Genomic DNA, 17,251 nt, shown 5'->3' with positions numbered 1-17,251 from the left:
TTATAATCTACACACAAAAATATATCCTTTATAGGAGTGACGACCATTGAGTTACTATTTGGGGATCGATGGGGGAGGAACCAAAACTTACGCTCTGCTGACCGATGACCGCGGCAGGGTGCTGGGCAAAGGCGTAGGCGGCAACGGGAACCACCAGATTGACCGTGAGACTGCCGCGCAAAGCATCCGTGCGGCGGCGGAAGGCGCGCTAGCGGAAGCGGATCTTCAGATTCATGACATTTCGCATGCTTACTTTGGATTGGCCGGAGCTGATCGCGAAGTGGATTATCGCATCCTGCATCCTTTGATTCAGGAAATCGGGTTTACGCGGAATTATTCGATTAATTGCGATACCATGATTGGCCTGCGGGCAGGCACCAACCGCCCATACGGCGTGGCTTTGATCTGCGGTACGGGAACCAATTCCGCGGGACGCAACCCGCAGGGCGAACATATCCAGGTTGGCGGATTCGATTATATGTACGGTGATTTTGGCGGTGGCGGCTCCCTTAATATCGAAGTGTTCCGTTCCGTTATCCGCTCTTGGGACGGCCGTGAACAGGCAACGCTTCTGACGCCGCTGCTGCTTGAATTTCTGGGATACGACAGCGTAAGCGATATGTTCAACGACTTTCAGGACCATAACAAACGCGTGCCTGTGCATGCGGTAAAACTTCTGTTCGAAGCCGCTGTACAAAACGATGCCGTAGCTTTGGAAATTTTAAGCCACCAAGGCATCGAGCTGGGAAAATCGGCTGTTGCCGTTATTCGCAAGCTCGGCATGGAGAAGGAGACGTTTGACGTTGTTTTGGCCGGAAGTCTGCTAACAAGGGGAGATCGCGGCTGGATCCGCGGCAAAATTGAAGAAGCGGTGGCTCCTGTCGCTCCGAATGCAACCATCGTAACATTGTCGACAGAGCCGGTTGTCGGTGCCGTATGGTCGGCCATGGAAGCGGACGGCCTTGAAATTAGCCCGGAAGTATATAAGGAAATGCAGACCTTCCGCGATTTTGAGCATATTCAGCCGATGGTCGGAAAGACAGCGGCTGATGCAGATTAATCAAATGAAGGAAAGTTCTCCTGGCGTTATCGGAATTTCATTTTTCAAGGCTTAAGACGTTCAAAAAAAGATTTAGTTCTACTGCAATAGGGTAGTTGGCTCCGAATCTATTTCCAGATTTTTCACGGAGCTTGAAATATGATTTCAATACGATCCAGATAAGGAGTGTGTGCGAAAAATGGCAAATGAACAAGGATTGAAAGTAGCGGTAATTGGCGGCGGGTCTTCTTATACTCCGGAGCTTGTTGAGGGATTCATTCTCAACTACGACAAATTTCCTGTACGTGAATTGTGGCTGGTGGATATCGAGCCCGGACAACGCAAACTGAACATTGTCGGCAATTTAGCCAAACGGATGGTCGAGAAATCCGGATTGCCGATCCAGGTTCATCTGACCTTGGACCGCCGCGAAGCGATCAAAGGCGCGGACTTCGTCAGCACCCAAATGCGTGTCGGCATGCTGGATGCCCGCGGCCGCGATGAATCCATTCCTTTGAAATACGGCGTTATCGGCCAGGAAACGACGGGGCCTGGAGGCATGATGAAGGCGCTGCGGACGATTCCGGTCCTGCTCGACATTTGCCGCGATATTGAGGAGCTGGCTCCTAATGCCTGGCTGCTGAACTTCACGAATCCCGCAGGCATGGTTACCGAAGCCATCCTGAAATATACCAAAGTGCGAAGCATCGGTTTGTGTAATGCCCCGATCGGGCTGATCAAGCAAGTATCCTCCAAATACAACGTGGCAGCGGATCGCATTTACGCCGAGTTCGTTGGTTTGAATCACCTGCATTGGATCACGCGGATCGATGTGAACGGCGAAGACAAGCTGGATGAAATGCTGACCGACACTGCCGGCTACAGCGCGAAAAACGTGCCCGCCAGAGAGTGGAATCCGGAATTCCTGCAATCTCTGCGCGCCTTGCCTTCATATTATTTGAAATACTTCTACATGACCGATGCGATGCTTGAAGAGCAGCTGGAATCCTTCGAAAAAGGCGGCAACCGCGCCGAGGTCGTGAAACGCGTGGAAGAAGAGCTGTTCCAGTTGTACAATAATCCTGACTTGAATGAAAAACCAAAACAGCTCGAACAACGCGGCGGCGCCTTTTATTCCGAAGCTGCCGTCAACCTGATGTGTTCGCTGTATAACGGAACGAATGACATTCAGACATTAAACGTCGCGAACAAAGGCATCATCGACTTCCTGCCTGACGATGCCAGCATCGAAGTAAACTGCGTCGTGACGAAAAACGGCCCGCTGCCGCTGCCTTTGACGAAGGTTCCGCCGATGGCTGTCGGATTGATTCATGCGGTAAAAACGTATGAACGCCTTGCCATTGACGCCGCCGTCACCGGCGACCGCGGCCTGGCCATCCAAGCGATGGCGCATCATCCGTTGGTGCCTTCGGTTGAAGTCGCGATCAAGATGCTGGATGAAATGCTGGAGGCCAATAAGGAATATTTGCCGCAGTTCTTCAAAAAGTCTGCCGCTAACGCTTAATTAGAAGTGATGCATACTGCTAACAGAACAGCCCTGCCCGGATTTATCCCGCGGCAGGGCTGTTGTTTTTTCATGATCGTCCCGTATTCATTTGGCTCCTAATATGGCTCAATACTGAAATTAGTTCTTGACATTGTGCAAGGTGACCGCTGCGGTTACGGATCGTTCAGCCCGATGTTTACATTCCCTTATTTTGTGCGTTTGATACTTTAGCCACGAGCTTTTTGCTTCCGGTACTGCGGACGAGCAGTAGATAGCATAATACGGAACAGATATCTGCGCCCGCAATCACCAGGCCCATCGGTACGCCTGACGTGCCGTCGCCAATCCCGACCAGAGGGCTGACGATGCCGCCAAAGATATAAGATAGCAGTCCGAGCAGCGCCGACGCGCTGCCTGCCGCATGGCCGTAATCCTGAAGCGCCAGGGAGGAACCTGCAGTGCCTACAATGCCGACGCAGGAAACGACCACAAAAAGCGGCGGAAGAATGGCAGCAAGCGGAGCTTTGGCTATCAGCAGAACCAGGAGCGACATGCCGCCAATCGTAGCCAAGGCGATCCCGGATACCAACAGTTTTTTCTCGCTGACCCGTCCAGCCAATCGGCCTGTAATCTGCCCGGCGATAATAATGCCCACCCCATTCATGGCAAAAATGAAACTAAACATCTGCGGGCTGACTCCGTAAATATTTTGCAGCACAAACGGGGAACCGGAAATATAAGCAAACATTGCAGCCGTTATAAAACCCGAACTTAACGCAAGGCCCATGAATTTGCGGTCTTTCAGAAGTACGCCGAATGTTCTAAGCGTATTCATCGTTCCGCCGCTGGAGCGTTTTTCAGGAACGAGCGTCTCCGGCAATCCAAAAAGCACGGACAACAGCATCGCTACGCCGATCAGCGCAAGTACGATAAAGACCCCGCGCCAGGACGTGAACTGAAGCAGCTGGCCGCCCACAATCGGGGACAAAATCGGCGCCGCGCCATTCACCAGCATCAGCATCGAAAAGAATTTGGTCAACTCAGACCCGGAATACATATCTCTGACGATGGCACGCGAGATCACGATACCGGCAGAGCCGGCAATCCCTTGAATAAAACGCAGCGCGATCAGCATTTCAATCGAGGTGCTGAATGCGCATAATAAAGATGAAACGCCGTAGACGACCATGCCGATAATGAGCGGAATACGCCGTCCGCGCACGTCACTGAACGGTCCCGCAAACAATTGCCCCACCGACAGTCCGATCAGGCATGAGGTCAAACTAAGCTGTGTCAGCGAGGTCGTTGTATGCATCGTTTCCGCCAGACTTGGCAGCGAAGGCAGATACATATCCAATGAAAACGGGCCAAAGGCCGATAATGCCCCTAATATAATGATCATCCACAGCCTGCTGGTACTGGGCCGGGCAGGTTTTTCTTTCGTTACTCCTTCGTTTCGGAGCGTTTGTGTTGGTTTATTCATAATGTTTGTATGTGCTCCCCCTTATCCACTTTACAGCATAAGCTCAGTCAACGTTTCCCGCCACCGCTCAAGTACGGATGATTTGTCCTTCAGATCAATCTGAATCCCCGTTGTGAGATCGGCATACACCGCTACATCCGACCGGGCCGAAATAATTTCTGCTTCAAACCGCTCCCGGGGATATTTCGCACCAGACAGCTCTGGCAATCTCCGCAAAGCCAACTTGATATAATGAGCGGCTCCGCCATAAACCAGCGCCAAAGTCGCCTTCTCCGTGCGGATCATATTATTCGTGGTCGTTGTATCCGGCCAAATCGCCAGCCTCAAGCGTTTCGCATCCACAGCGATCACTTCGCCGACACTGATCATGGCCGTATGAGGCCAACCTTCCTCCGTAACGGTTAACAACATCATGGCTTCATGTTGCTTGGTTTCGAGGTCCCTTCCGTTCAGCAGCTCGTACAGTTCCCCGGATAATTCACTGCGTAACGTCTGCCTCATGGGATGGAATGCCTCCTTTTCAAATTGGTTTTCATTCTATTGTATCTCATTTCTCCCTTGAAAAAGAACCCTAAAATTTTTCATGTGATGGTTCCATTAGGATGCAGGCAGAAAAAATGCCGGACCTAAGGTCCGGCGTCGTAGTAATGATTATAAAGGCTTTTGTTGGTTATTTATTTGCTTTTAGAGTTTTAGCTCCAACTGGATTAAGAGCAACTGGATCTGACCATGATACATTCGTGTCGCCCATACTAATAATGTAGACATTGTATTGACCGTTAGATTGCAACGAATCATTTTTAACATCTTTGTTATTAGGCTCTTCAAACTTGAATTCGTATGGTTGTTTTCCTATTTCCAGTGTCATTGTCTTTTTAATAGAATCATCAAGTTTACCAAAGTTATTTTTCACTTCAGCGTCGCCCATGTTTACCGGAGCAGCCAATACAACATATTTTTTGATGTTATTCTCATCTTGAGCCTTTTCAAATTTCACCACAAGCTTATCACTGTTCCAGCTTGCTACAATATTTTGGGGAGCAGTCGTATCGATCAGATTTACTGCTTCCGACAAAGCATTGTTCTTTTCTAATGCATCTTTGCCTACTGTCAGGACATAAACCTTGTAAGATTTATTTTTAGATACAGGGTTTCCGTCCGTATCCTTTACATCCTTCAAAGACTGATTATATACCCTGTCATTAGCTTTGAGATCAACCTTGGTATATTTGTCTTCCGTTTTATTAAGGGCATCTCTTATAGTAAAGGACTGATTATTTTTTGCATCAACGATGAAAATACGATATTTGCCTTCACCTTGTTCGCTAGTTGCACGCTCAAAAGAGATTTGCATATCAGCAAAAGAAGCTTTTGTAATGTTTACAGGTTTAACTTCAGGAGCAGCTGATTTATTCAGTTGAACCTTTTCAGAAGCAAGCGAAAGTACATTGGTTTTTTTATTTCCAACGGAAAGAACAAAAATCTTGTAGGTGTTGTTATTATCAATACTGCCTCCGTCTGTATCTAAGACCCTGCTATTCAAGGTGACTTCATAACTTTCTTTTTTTCCTTTTTCAACGACTTCATAACGTCGTTCATCCTTCAAGTTTGATGCAATACCCGTAGTAAATTGGTCTACACTTCCTAATTTAACCACCATGATTCGATACTGTCCAATATTGTCGTCGTTTTCTGCAGGGCTAAAGGTAACCTTCAGATCACTGGCGTTATTGTTGTTACCAATAACCTCCACCTTTCTTATTGTAGCTGCTCCTACTTTAGACAAACTGAAGACTTCAGATGGTTCAGACAATTTATTATATTCATTACCATCCGTGGCTAAGGATAAAACAAATGCCTTATACTTGACCCCTTCGCGAATCTTATCACCATCTGTATCCCGTGCATCTTGGGAAAGCTGCCTAGTATTTTTTCCTTTGTCAACTGGTGTGTATTTTTTTAGATCGGTTATATCAGTAGCAGTTTGCACCTTAAAAGAAACTGCAGAAGTCTCTTTCACGATAAAAATTCGATAACCGCTCAATTTGCTTTCATCAGCAACTCTAAATGAAACCTCTAGATCGCTTCCATTTCCGTTATCCGCGACATTTTTTACTGTCACACCTGTTGCCGGAGCTACATCCTTCTTAGTCAACGTAATCGGTGAAGGAGTCGAAGCTAGGTTATTTCTACCGTATGAACCCACTGACATCACAAATACACGATAAGGTTCTCCAGGCTTAATCGAATCACCACCGACAACTTTTGTTCCCGAAGTAAGTTTAAGACCAGTGGTAGAACTTGATTTGCTAATAGATGTGTAGTAAGTGCTGGACAGGTCTTCTGCTTTGGATACAGTGAAATAACCAGCCTCATTTTCCTTCACAACAAAAATACGATATCCGCTTAAATTACTTTCATTAGCCGCTCGATTGAACGATACCTCCAGGTCACTGTAATCCCCGTTATAAGCAACTTGTCTAACACTCACACCCGACGCCTTATCCACACTAGAATTATTCGACAAAGTAATCGCTGGTGAATACGAAGACAACGTATTATTGCCGTATGCCCCTACCGAAAGGACAAATACGCGGTAGCTGACATCGTTACGGATCAAGTCGCCGTCCACGTCTCTTGCGTTCGAAGAGAGCGGTTGGCTAATGTTGTAACCCGTTTTATAAACTTCGGTGTAGTAATAGCTGGACAGAGAATTCGCTTTGGATAAAGTGAAATAGTTAGCGTCCCTGGATTTTACGACCATGATACGGTAGCTGTACAGATTGCTTTCGTCAGAAGCACGCGTGAATGAAACTTTCATGTCGCGGCCGTCTCCGTAATCGGAAACATCGCTGGCGGATACGTTCGTAGCGGCATATACGTAACTTCCGTTACCGTTACCGTTGCCATTACCATTTCCGACTCCATTATAAAGAACGATCGAAGATGACGATCCGGAAAGCGCATAGCTGCCCGAGTAGCTGCCTGTGCCTACAGCCATCACGAACACGCGGTAGCTGACGCCGTTGCGAATCAAGTCGCCGTCTACATCTCTTGCCCCGTAGGACAGGGTTTGATTAATGTTGTAGCCCGTTTTGCTGACAGAAGTATAATACGAACTCGATACGTTTTTCGCTGTAGACAAATCAAAGCTGCTCGCTTTGTAGTCTTTTACAACGAAAATGCGGTATGAGCCGATCCGGGACTCATCGGATGATCTGTCGAAACGCACCATCAAGTCGCGGCCGTCTCCATAGTTGTTGACATCTTCCACTCGGGTAATGACCGGAGCCGAAATCGCGCCGGAAGACAGCGTAATCGTCGAAGACGGAGCGGAAAGCTCGGATGCGCTGTAGCTGTTGCCAACGGCAAGCACAAAGACATTATAGGCGATTCCGTTTTTGATGTACTCTCCGGAAGTGTCTCTTGCCGTCGAGCTTAACGTTGTTGTAATCGTTTTGTAGCTGGCTTTGCTTACGGTTGTATAATTTGAGCTTGATACCGAATTCGCGGTATTGAGATTAAAGCTGCCAACATCTCTGTTTTTCACGACAAAGATGCGGTAATTCTGAACATTGTTTGTATTCACCGGCTGATCGAAGCTGACCTGCAGGTCGCGTCCATCGCCGTAGTCATTAATGTCGTTTGCTTTTACGTTCGATGGTGCATTAGCAGATACCGAAGTCGAAAGCGTAAAGGATGACGACATGTTGGACAAAGCGTTGGATCCATTTTTGCCCAGGGTTAATACATAAGCATTATAAGACTGATTGGTTCTGAGCAAGTCGCCATTCACGTCTTTGGATTGCGACGTCAAATTCACGTTTTGATCTCTACCGGTCGGCCATGCCGATGTGTAGTAAGCATTCGAAAGCGCCTGAGATGTCGTAAATCCATAGCTGGAAGACTTGACGATCAGAACGCGATATTCCCTTACATCCGATTCATTGTATGCTTTCGGGAAGTTGATCTGTACATCGCGTCCATCCCCGTTTCTGCCAACGATTTGTGCATTCACGTAAGAAACCGCGCTTACGTTCCCTGATGAAGGCGGATACGGGTTGGGATTTGGATTCGGATTCGGATTGCGGTTGGAAGTTGTAATGGTTACTACTTGGCTTAAACCATTCCAATCCACCTGCGCTCCAAGCGTTTCGCTTACGAAACGAACGGGAACCATCGTAGCCCCATTTAAAATTTGTGCAGGTGCATCCAGCGATACATTCCGATTGTTGACACTCGCTGTTTTGGACCCGACTTTCAGAACAACTGTAGTGTCATTGCTGTATGCAGTGACGGTTTTGGTTTGTGCACTCCATTGCACCGTGGCGCCAAGCGCCTCAAAAATGACTCGCATCGGCAGCATCGTTCTGCCTTTTATCATCGTGGGCGCCTGCACCGGATTCAATTTGACTCCATCGACAAACACGCTGATTCTCTTGGATGCAGCGGCCCCCTCTACCTGTGCCGGCTGCAGGGACAATGTTACAACCATCAGCACCGCCACAAGCGTAACCCAAAGTTTTTTCACGGTTCTCCTCCTCTATCTTTCGTAAAATGAAAAAATGCTTCCTTATATTTGACGATACAGAGCGCAGAAATGTTTTCCATTTTGAAAAAATTTTTTTTATTCCATGTCACACAAAAAAATCCCCGCCCAATAAGGCAGGAATCCTTCATGTCAAGATTTGTTTGTTTGAAGCTTAATCAGCTCTTTAAATGTCAGAATAATCGACCAGATCACCAGGATGAAACCGATAAATTGCAGTAAATAAATGAGGTACGGCTCTATTCTCGAGACCGTCCCGAAAAATGACTTAAAGAGTGAAAGCGGTTCCTCTGCAGAAAGCTGCATCAACATAAATCCGATAATAAAGCTGATAATAATGGTAACTTTTTTCTCCAATGAAGATGGGCCTCCCTATCATGCGCAGTGCGCTTACGCGTTTATATGTTTCAATATACCTTACATGGTATTTATTGTCTATCGCCTTATAAGAAAAACGTCTATTGACGTACTATCACAGCAGACAGACCACCTTTAGCTGTAGTTTTTCTTGCGATATCAGGATGCGTTTCCCTCGAAGTTATACTTTCTGATATCTTAAGAAAAACGTCTATCGACGTACTTTCTAGGAAGACAGACCGCATTTAGCGGATGTTTTTCTTGCGATTATAGGATTTCTTAAGCTCCGCTTAAAATTTATAAATTCTATAATCTTAAAATAAAAAACCGTTTCCCAATTTAAATAAGGGGACGGTTTTTGTGTCATGAAGAGGGTTAATCCTGCCTCCGCAAAAATTTTTGCAGCATTACATAAACAGCCAGCAGATGAACTCCCGTGCCTGCCAGCATGAGCAGCAAAGCCTGCCATTGTCCGCTATCTCCCCGAAGAATCTCATAAATCCAAAACGCAGGAAAAATGCCGAACCCATACTTTATTGGCGGGCCGATAAACCAAGCTGCAACCGGAACGGCAACCATGAGACTCGCCCCCTTGGACAAAGCCAGCCCCTCCACTTTATTGGACGCAAAAGCAATCAGGAATAAGGCGATCAATGGCGCCTCAAGCGCAGCCATCGGCAGCAGGTACAATATATGGGTTATGGGAACCGGTTCCGGGGCCGCAAACAAGAGCAGCACTGCATCATAAAAGACCGACAGGATCACAGCCGTCGCAAGGCGGCAAACCAGATAACCTTTGCGTGACAAAGGCGTTACGGCAAAATACTCGATGAGGTGATCGTCCCGTTCATCCAGCATCATAAACCCGCACATACAGCCCAGAATCAGACTAACCAGTAAAAGCGAGACACCCGTGATCAAACCATAATATTCGGATAAGTCAAAAGCAAAATAGGCGATCAGAACATCATTAGCAGCCGGTACCCCGAACCATAAAGCAGACATAAGCAGCAGCGGAGCGATGAGATAGAAAAACAACATGGCGTCCCGGCGGACGAGCCTCATATCGCTCTGAAGCAAACGCAGCGCGGAAATCATGGACCATCGCCTCCCATCCGCAGCATAATAAATTTCCGAAAAGATACCCGCGTCCAAAGAAAAGCCAGACCGCCCCAGCCTGCAAGCAGCAGAACGGCATATAAAATTTGCGAAGCCGGAATCTGTTCAAAAGCCGAACGGAGAAGTATAAACGAACCTTGAGTCGGCAGAACGTAATAAAGCGGCGTAGACCAGATGTCGAGAAAACCGGAAATCGGCAGCAAAAACACGAACGTGACCATTGTAGACAGAAAAAAGAATCCGTTTAAAGAGCGGCAGCGAAAAGCCACCCCCATTCCGGCAAAGGTGAAAAATACGGATGTCAGAACCACGCCAAGCATAAACAGCAGCGGATTTGTCGTAAATCCGAACTCGCTGATATGAATCAAATAACTGCTGATTGCCGATAAAATGGTGAGAGACAGCGTTTTGGACAGAATATATTCCTCCGGCTTGTAAGGCGTAACAAACAACGTATTGTGAATGTCCTGTCCTTTCTCCAGCAGCACCAAACCGCCGATAAAGAAAAAACCAAGCATGCTCGGATCGGTAAATGTCAGCAAAATATCCGCCGTCTCGCGTACAGAGGCAGGAAGAAACCGCAATAAAACAACGTAAAATGCGCTGATCACCAGATATGCATAATAAAACCCATGCCTGTACTGCAGTTTGATATCATAGGCAATGGCACCCGCCAATCTCATCCCAGGCTCCTCCCCGTCGCTTTGATAAAAATATCCTCCAGCGTCGCTTCCTCCGTATGAATCGTTTCAATTTCTTCCTGAAGCAGCAGGTCGATAAATTCCTTGCTCTCGCCGAGTCCCTTCAGCTCAAAATGCTCCTGCTTCACTTGCCCATCATGCCTGTACTCCACCCGGACGCGTCTTTTCCCATGCTGTACCTTCAATTCGCGCGGAGAATCGATCAAAACGATTTTTCCATCTACAATAAAGGCGATCCGATCGCAAATATCATCTGCAGCCTGCATATTGTGAGTCGTGATCAGCACCGTTTTTCCGGCCGATTTCATTTCCAAAATAATCTCTTTGATGAGCCGGGCATTCACCGGATCCAGACCCGAAGTAGGTTCATCCAAGAATAAAATATCCGGCTGATTCAGCAGCGCCCGGCATAGGTTGAGCCTCATCTTCATGCCCTTGGAGAAGTTTCCTACCTTCGTATCGGCATATTTTGTAAGTCCCACCATTGCCAGAAGTTCCTCGGGTTTGCTCGTAGGTCCTTGATATAAGGAACGAAAAAGGCGTAAATTTTCCAAAGCGGTAAACCGGCTGTAAAAGTTGGGAAACTCAAAAGCTACGCCAATTTTTTCGTAATAATCCGATTTTGCCTCGCAAACATCCCTCCCTAAGACAGTCACTTTTCCTTCATATTGTTTCAAGATGCCGATCAAAATTTTCTGTGCTGTGCTTTTACCTGCTCCCGATGGCCCCAGAAAACCGAATATTTCTCCTCTTGGAATCGAAAAGTTGAGTCCGTGCAGAGCCCATTCGGTACTTCCCGGATATCTATATCTTAAATTCCGAACTTCAATCATGCTTTCTCCCACTCCTTCCACCAGGCTTGTAAAAAGCCTGTTTTTCGCGCGATTTTTCAAATTTTCATTCAATAGCGAATTATAATTCACTTTTAAAATACGCCGATCCGCACATGAAGTCAAGCAAATTCTTCCGGCTATTTAGAGCGTGTTGACAATGCAATTCCGACAAGCCTATATTTAAAAGCGAATGGAGGTTCATCTTATGCAGGTATTAAAAGAAGAGCTGCGGCAAGCCATGCTGCAAACCGCCCGGAATATGTTCCTTGATCCCGGTTACGAAAAAACTTCCATGAAGGACATTGCTGCAAGCGTGGGCGTCTCGGTCGGCAATCTATATCGTTACTTTCCCAATAAAGAAGCGATATTCGAGGCCGTTACGATGCCTGCCTATGAACGTTTGCTTGAGATGGTGGAGAGCAGCGAGGAGATTTCCGAAAGCAGCATGCCTGTCATCCTGAACCGGCTGGAAGGACTGCTCGCGGAATTTCTGCGGGAGTACCGGCAAAGCTTGCTGATTTTATTGTATGAAAGCAAAGGCACCCGGCAGGAGAATGTCAAAAACGCCTTTTTCGACCGTTTTTCCCGGCATGTCGAGATGCATTTTGCGGATTACAATCGCAGGCATGCTCCGGCGCAGCAGCTTCATTCCGATGCCGCGCGTCCGATCGCGATTGCGTTTATGGAAGGTTATTTTGAAATCATCCGGCTTTACAGCGATGAAGACCAGATCGTTCAAGCCGCCCAGCAGTACATCTCCATTTGGTTTACCGGTCTGCAGCAGCTTTTATGATAAAGCGAATTCGTCTGATAGCTAAAAACCGCTCCTCGCGAATCCGCAAGGAACGGTTTTTTGGGCTGCAAATGTTGGCAGCGTCATCTATGTGAAGATAATCCCAAAGTTACTGCATCCGGGACAAAAACGGCGCCAAATCCACTCGCAGCGCAGCCGCAAGACGTTTGCCAAGATCTTCGTCCGCCCGAAAGAAATTGCAGATGGCAAGAAGTTTCGTTGGCTTGGCTACACCCTTCAGGTCCGCTGCCAGATTGCTGATCAAAGTTTCCTGGACTTCAGGGGCGTAGCTGCGAAATACTTGACCCGCCTGGCCGAAATCATTGGGTTTATCGATTTTTTCACGGGAGATCATGCCTTTCACAGGCTGCGGTACGTCCCGGTAGGTTGGATCCTCTTTTGGCGTATGCTCATAACGGTTTGGCTCATAGTTGATCCGGTCCGTCTGCTGCTTGAACGGCATGGCCCCGTCGCGTTGGTTATTGCTTACCTGGGCAAACGGGCAGTTGATCGGAAGCTGCAGGTAGTTTGGTCCGATCCGGTAACGCTGGGTGTCGGAGTATGAAAACAATCTCCCTTGCAGCATCTTATCTTCCGAAGGTTCGATGCCGGGGACGAGCACGCCCGGATTAAAACCGACGGACTCCGTTTCCGCAAACACATTGTCGGGATTCCGGTTGAGCGTCATCGTTCCCACCAGCTGATACGGAATATCCTCCTCAAGCCAATCTTTAGTCGCATCAAGAGGGTTAAAATCAAAGCTGTCCAGATCCGCCGGATCGAGCACCTGCACATACAGATCCCATTCCGGATGCTCTCCGCGCTCAATCGCTTCAAACAGATCCCGGCTCGCATGGTTGAAATCATCCGCTTGAATTTGTGCCGCTTCTTCACGGCTTAAGTTTTTTATCCCCTGCTTCGGTACCCAGCGCAGCTTCACATATACCGTATTGCCGTATTCGTTGATCCATTTGAATGCATGAACGCTGGAGCCGCGCATATGGCGGTAATCCGCAGGAATGCCCTCATCCGTAAACAGGTGAACCAACATATTCGTCGATTCGGGAGTCAAAGTCATAAAATCCCAATAACGGTCTGGATCCTGAATGTTTGTGCGCGGATCGGGCTTGAGCGAATGCACCATATCCGGAAACTTCATCGCATCGCGGATAAAGAATATAGGCAGGTTATTGCCGACAAAATCATAATTGCCTTCTTCCGTATAAAATTTCACTGCAAAACCGCGCGGGTCCCGCAGCGTTTCCGGGGAATGCTGTCCGTGGATAACGGTGGAAAAGCGGGCAAACACCGGCGTTTCCTGGCCCTCATTTTGCAAAAACGCCGCTTTCGTATAACGCTTCATGCTGTTCTTCACCTTGAACACGCCATGCGCTCCGGCCCCCCGGGCATGAACGACACGTTCCGGCACGCGTTCCCTGTCAAAATGGGCGAGTTTCTCTAGCAGCTGGTAATCTTCAAGCAGTGTAGGTCCGTTTTGCCCTGCTGTTTTTGAATTCTGATTATCCCAGATTGGAGCACCCTGATTCGTCGTAAGTTTTGCCATGCTCTTTTCCTCCTCATATATTTAAATTAGAATTATTCTAAATAATCTGATGTGATTCATTGTAACCCACTCATAATTGAAAATCAATATTAAATTATAATAATTCTAATTTATTTGAGGATATTTATTTCTCCACAAAGTTATGAGTGAAAAGTTATCATTCCCCGCCATGCTTATCGCTTGAACACAAAATAAAAAACCGCTGCAACGATCAGGAGCATCAAGGCCGCCCACATTTGAATTCGCCGCGTTTTTGAAGGAATTGCAACACCTGCCTTAGCCATCAACTGCCGGAATTCCTCATCTACAGCATCGGGTCGCGCCTTTGCAAAAGCTCTCAGAACTTTACGGGCCTGTGCTTTCTCATTTATTTCAAGCTGCAGCTTCACAAGCTGGCGGTAAGGTTCGTCATGCCGCGGATGGAATTGGATGATCCCGCTGTATGTCTCCATTCGATGGGCGACATAATGCTGCGGATCTCTCTCCGCTTGCTTCAATAAAGAAAGGTTCGTTTCTGCGGTCGGATCCATGGGGTTGATCTCTAACGCCTGCATCGTATATGTTTTTGCTTCTTCCAGTTCCCCCGCATAGTAAAGAAAATTACCGTATGATGAATGATTGATCGAATCATTAGGCGCAAGTTCTATGGCAATTTCAAATTCTTTCCGCGCTTCCGTGTACAATCCCCGATTCATGAGTAAAATGGCAAAAAAGCCGTGGTTAAGCGCATCGTTAGGCCCCAGTTCTATGGCTTTACGCATCATCGGCACAACCTTTTCCTGAAACTTGGGTTCTGCGAGCAAGCTTGCGTTATGAGCGATACCGCTGTAATATCTCTCGTTTTGCGGATTCAGTTCAATCGCCTTTTCATAGTGGGCAATGGCTTCTTCATACTTTTCGAGAGATTCAAGGACGCCAGCTCGCAAACTGTGGTAATTCGGATCGTTCGGATCCATAGCCAAAAGCCTGCCGGATATCTCCAGTGCCTCCGGATACCTTTCCAACCTATGATGAGTCCGGCCCAGATAATAGAGTGTAAAGGGATCGTTTAAGTCCATTCCAAGCGCCATCTTCGCTATATCAATTAACAGATCGTATTTTTTCAGATCAAACAGGACTTTAACCCGCTGCTGCAAGCTTTCCAAGCTCGCTTCTTGAATTCTCCTGTCTTCCGTCAACCGTAATCATTCCTCTCAAGACTGAAATTTTTTGTCTTCCATCTCTTGGGTGTTTCCGAAAAAGTGTCCATTCCTTGATTATCGGAAATAATATGGAAATATTAAACAGAATGTAAAAAGTAAGTTTCCAGGATGTAAGAAAAACGTCTATCGCCGTACTCTCATAGAAGACAGACCGCGTTTAGCGGTAATTTTTCTTGCGATATAAGGATGCGAGATCTCCGAAGTTTATACTTTCTTATATCTTAAAAAATACGCCGCTTATCTTTCGTTTTTGAGAAGGATGGTTTACATTTTTGAAGTTAAGCATTTTACATGGATTGATAGCTAAATCTTTTGAGAGAGCACATCATGTTTTTAGGAAGCAAGCAGCGTGTATAATGTTCACAAAATGACTTTCCACTTATGGATCGACGGAGGAGCTATCCTTATGTATAAAATTCTAATCATTGAAGACGACCCAAAAATCGCGGAGCTGCTGCGCTCCCATATTGAAAAATACGGAGATACCGGCATCGTCATTGATGATTTCGATCACGTGCTGGAGCAGTTTGAGAAACATGCGCCCCATATCGTTTTGCTGGATATCAACCTGCCCAGCTTTGACGGGTATTATTGGTGTCGACAAATTCGGCAAATTTCGACATGTCCGATCATTTTCATATCGGCGCGCAGCGACAAAATGGATCAGGTCATGGCGCTGGAAAACGGAGCGGATGATTTCATTACCAAACCGTTTTATTTTGAAATCGTCATAGCCAAAATCCGCAGTCAGCTTCGCCGGGTTTACGGGGATTACGCCGCAAAAGGCCAAGAGCGCACCGTGGAACGGAACGGCCTGACCTTATACCCCGAACGAATGGAGCTGCAGCTCGGAGATCAAACGGTAACCCTGAGCAAAAAGGAAGCTATTTTAATGGAAACGCTGATGGAACGAAGTCCCCGGGTTGTCAGCCGCGAAGTGATTTTGGAAAAATTATGGGATGATGCCTTCGTAGACGACAATACCCTCAGCGTCAATATTACCCGCGTGCGGAAAAGACTTGCCGAACTTGGCATGGAGCAAGCTTTGGAGACAGTAAGAGGCCTTGGTTACCGGCTGAATATGAATTGGAAGGATCGAAAGCAGGGATGAAGTTATTTATCCGTGAGCATCTTCCTCTGCTGGCGTTTACTCTGATTGAACTGCTAACCGTGCTGGCCGTTTTCTGGTTCGATGGTTACGATCACCCGCTCACCGCCTTATACGCCCTTGGCCTGGGGCTGTTTGTTTTTGCCGGATATCTTATTTTTCGTTACGCCACTCACCGCGGCTTTTATAAGCGTCTTTCCCATCCGGTCGTTTCCCTCGGCGAATTCGAGCAGCGGCATGAGCCGTCTCCGCTTCCGTCTGCTTTGAGCGAGCTTATGGAGACCCAGTACAAGCAGTACCAAACGATGCTCCAAGGCTGGGAACGCAAGCATGAAAACCATCTGACCTTTATGAACCAGTGGGTCCATCAGATGAAAACTCCCCTTTCGGTGATCGAGATGATCGCCCAGGAAGAGGAGGATGAACGGACGCGGAGCATTGCGGAGGAAGCCGAACGGATGCGAAGGGGGCTGGAGATGGTGCTGTACGTCGCCCGGCTCGATACCTTTGAGCAGGACTTCAGCGTTGAAAATATCGCACTGAAACAGCTGGTGAATGAAACCGTGCATGAATATAAACGCTATTTCATCCGGAGCCATGTGTATCCTGAAGTGCGGATCGAAGATGGTCTATACGTGAGAACCGATGGCAAATGGATGCATTTTATTCTCGGACAGCTGCTGAACAACGCGATTAAATACTCGGCAGGCAGCGGGCAAAAGGTAACGATCTCCGCCAAAGCCGACGGCCATGAGGTGATTTTGGATATACAGGACCGCGGCGTTGGCATTCCGAAAGCCGATCTTCCCCGCGTGTTTCGTCCCTTTTATACCGGTGAAAACGGCCGACATTTTAAAGAATCCACCGGGATGGGGTTATACATCGTAAAAGAGGTCATCGGCAAGCTGAACCATCAGATCGAGCTGGATTCCACAGAAGGAGAAGGGACGCTGGTTCGCATCCATTTTCCCAAGTAGCGCGGGTGATGTCTTTACG

Annotated in this window: 14 protein-coding genes; 5 read left to right on the top strand and 9 right to left on the bottom strand. The window is 47.4% G+C overall.

The annotated features are described in order from the left end of the window. Window positions 1–46 precede the first annotated feature (46 nt). Window positions 47–1,060 (top strand): N-acetylglucosamine kinase, encoded by a 1,014-nt coding sequence (locus L6442_RS02155; RefSeq protein ID WP_212978363.1) that lies wholly within the window; start codon window positions 47–49, stop codon window positions 1,058–1,060. A 178-nt stretch (window positions 1,061–1,238) separates the two neighbouring features. After that, window positions 1,239–2,564, top strand: a complete 1,326-nt coding sequence (locus tag L6442_RS02150) for a 6-phospho-beta-glucosidase (RefSeq protein ID WP_212978364.1) — start codon at window positions 1,239–1,241, stop codon at window positions 2,562–2,564. A 178-nt stretch (window positions 2,565–2,742) separates the two neighbouring features. On the opposite strand, the gene L6442_RS02145 is transcribed toward L6442_RS02150, so the two are convergent. From L6442_RS02145 to L6442_RS02115, 7 genes are all read right to left on the bottom strand, one after another. Further along, window positions 2,743–4,029, bottom strand: coding sequence for a multidrug effflux MFS transporter (locus L6442_RS02145; RefSeq protein ID WP_212978365.1), 1,287 nt, complete (start codon window positions 4,027–4,029; stop codon window positions 2,743–2,745). 30 nt (window positions 4,030–4,059) lie between these two features. Continuing rightward, window positions 4,060–4,530: a pyridoxamine 5'-phosphate oxidase family protein gene (locus L6442_RS02140; protein ID WP_212978366.1), complete on the bottom strand. Its 471-nt coding sequence runs from the start codon at window positions 4,528–4,530 to the stop codon at window positions 4,060–4,062. Window positions 4,531–4,699: 169 nt separating this feature from the next. Next, window positions 4,700–8,560 carry a copper amine oxidase N-terminal domain-containing protein gene (locus tag L6442_RS02135; protein ID WP_212978367.1) on the bottom strand — a complete coding sequence of 1,287 codons (3,861 nt, stop codon included), beginning with the start codon at window positions 8,558–8,560 and terminating at the stop codon, window positions 4,700–4,702. 150 nt (window positions 8,561–8,710) lie between these two features. Beyond that, on the bottom strand, window positions 8,711–8,935 hold the full coding sequence (locus L6442_RS02130) for a hypothetical protein (RefSeq protein ID WP_194233511.1): 225 nt from the start codon (window positions 8,933–8,935) through the stop codon (window positions 8,711–8,713). Window positions 8,936–9,310: 375 nt separating this feature from the next. Next, window positions 9,311–10,033 carry a hypothetical protein gene (locus L6442_RS02125; RefSeq protein ID WP_212978368.1) on the bottom strand — a complete coding sequence of 241 codons (723 nt, stop codon included), beginning with the start codon at window positions 10,031–10,033 and terminating at the stop codon, window positions 9,311–9,313. Further along, window positions 10,030–10,737, bottom strand: a complete 708-nt coding sequence (locus tag L6442_RS02120) for a fluoroquinolone export ABC transporter permease subunit (protein ID WP_212978369.1) — start codon at window positions 10,735–10,737, stop codon at window positions 10,030–10,032. The genes L6442_RS02125 and L6442_RS02120 overlap by 4 nt, the downstream gene beginning before the upstream one ends. Continuing rightward, window positions 10,734–11,588: an ABC transporter ATP-binding protein gene (locus L6442_RS02115; protein WP_212978370.1), complete on the bottom strand. Its 855-nt coding sequence runs from the start codon at window positions 11,586–11,588 to the stop codon at window positions 10,734–10,736. Before L6442_RS02115 ends, L6442_RS02120 begins: the two co-directional genes overlap by 4 nt. Window positions 11,589–11,793: 205 nt before the next feature. Between L6442_RS02115 and L6442_RS02110 the strand changes: the two genes are divergently transcribed. Beyond that, complete coding sequence (locus L6442_RS02110; RefSeq protein WP_212978371.1) at window positions 11,794–12,381, top strand: TetR/AcrR family transcriptional regulator; 588 nt, start codon at window positions 11,794–11,796, stop codon at window positions 12,379–12,381. Window positions 12,382–12,490: 109 nt separating this feature from the next. Here the strand turns inward: L6442_RS02110 and L6442_RS02105 are convergent, their stop codons facing one another. Beyond that, on the bottom strand, window positions 12,491–13,945 hold the full coding sequence (locus L6442_RS02105) for a catalase (RefSeq protein ID WP_212978372.1): 1,455 nt from the start codon (window positions 13,943–13,945) through the stop codon (window positions 12,491–12,493). Window positions 13,946–14,118: 173 nt separating this feature from the next. Continuing rightward, a complete protein-coding gene (locus L6442_RS02100) occupies window positions 14,119–15,123 on the bottom strand; it encodes a tetratricopeptide repeat protein (protein ID WP_212978373.1) in 1,005 nt (334 codons plus the stop codon). A 430-nt stretch (window positions 15,124–15,553) separates the two neighbouring features. On the opposite strand from L6442_RS02100, the gene L6442_RS02095 reads away from it, so the two are divergent. Continuing rightward, window positions 15,554–16,258, top strand: coding sequence for a response regulator transcription factor (locus tag L6442_RS02095; protein WP_212978374.1), 705 nt, complete (start codon window positions 15,554–15,556; stop codon window positions 16,256–16,258). Continuing rightward, complete coding sequence (locus tag L6442_RS02090) at window positions 16,255–17,232, top strand: sensor histidine kinase (RefSeq protein ID WP_212978375.1); 978 nt, start codon at window positions 16,255–16,257, stop codon at window positions 17,230–17,232. Before L6442_RS02095 ends, L6442_RS02090 begins: the two co-directional genes overlap by 4 nt. Window positions 17,233–17,251 lie beyond the last annotated feature (19 nt).

Source organism: Paenibacillus azoreducens, from assembly GCF_021654775.1.
GTDB lineage: Bacteria > Bacillota > Bacilli > Paenibacillales > Paenibacillaceae > Paenibacillus_AQ > Paenibacillus_AQ azoreducens.
This window is presented reverse-complemented; position numbering and strand designations above follow the sequence as displayed.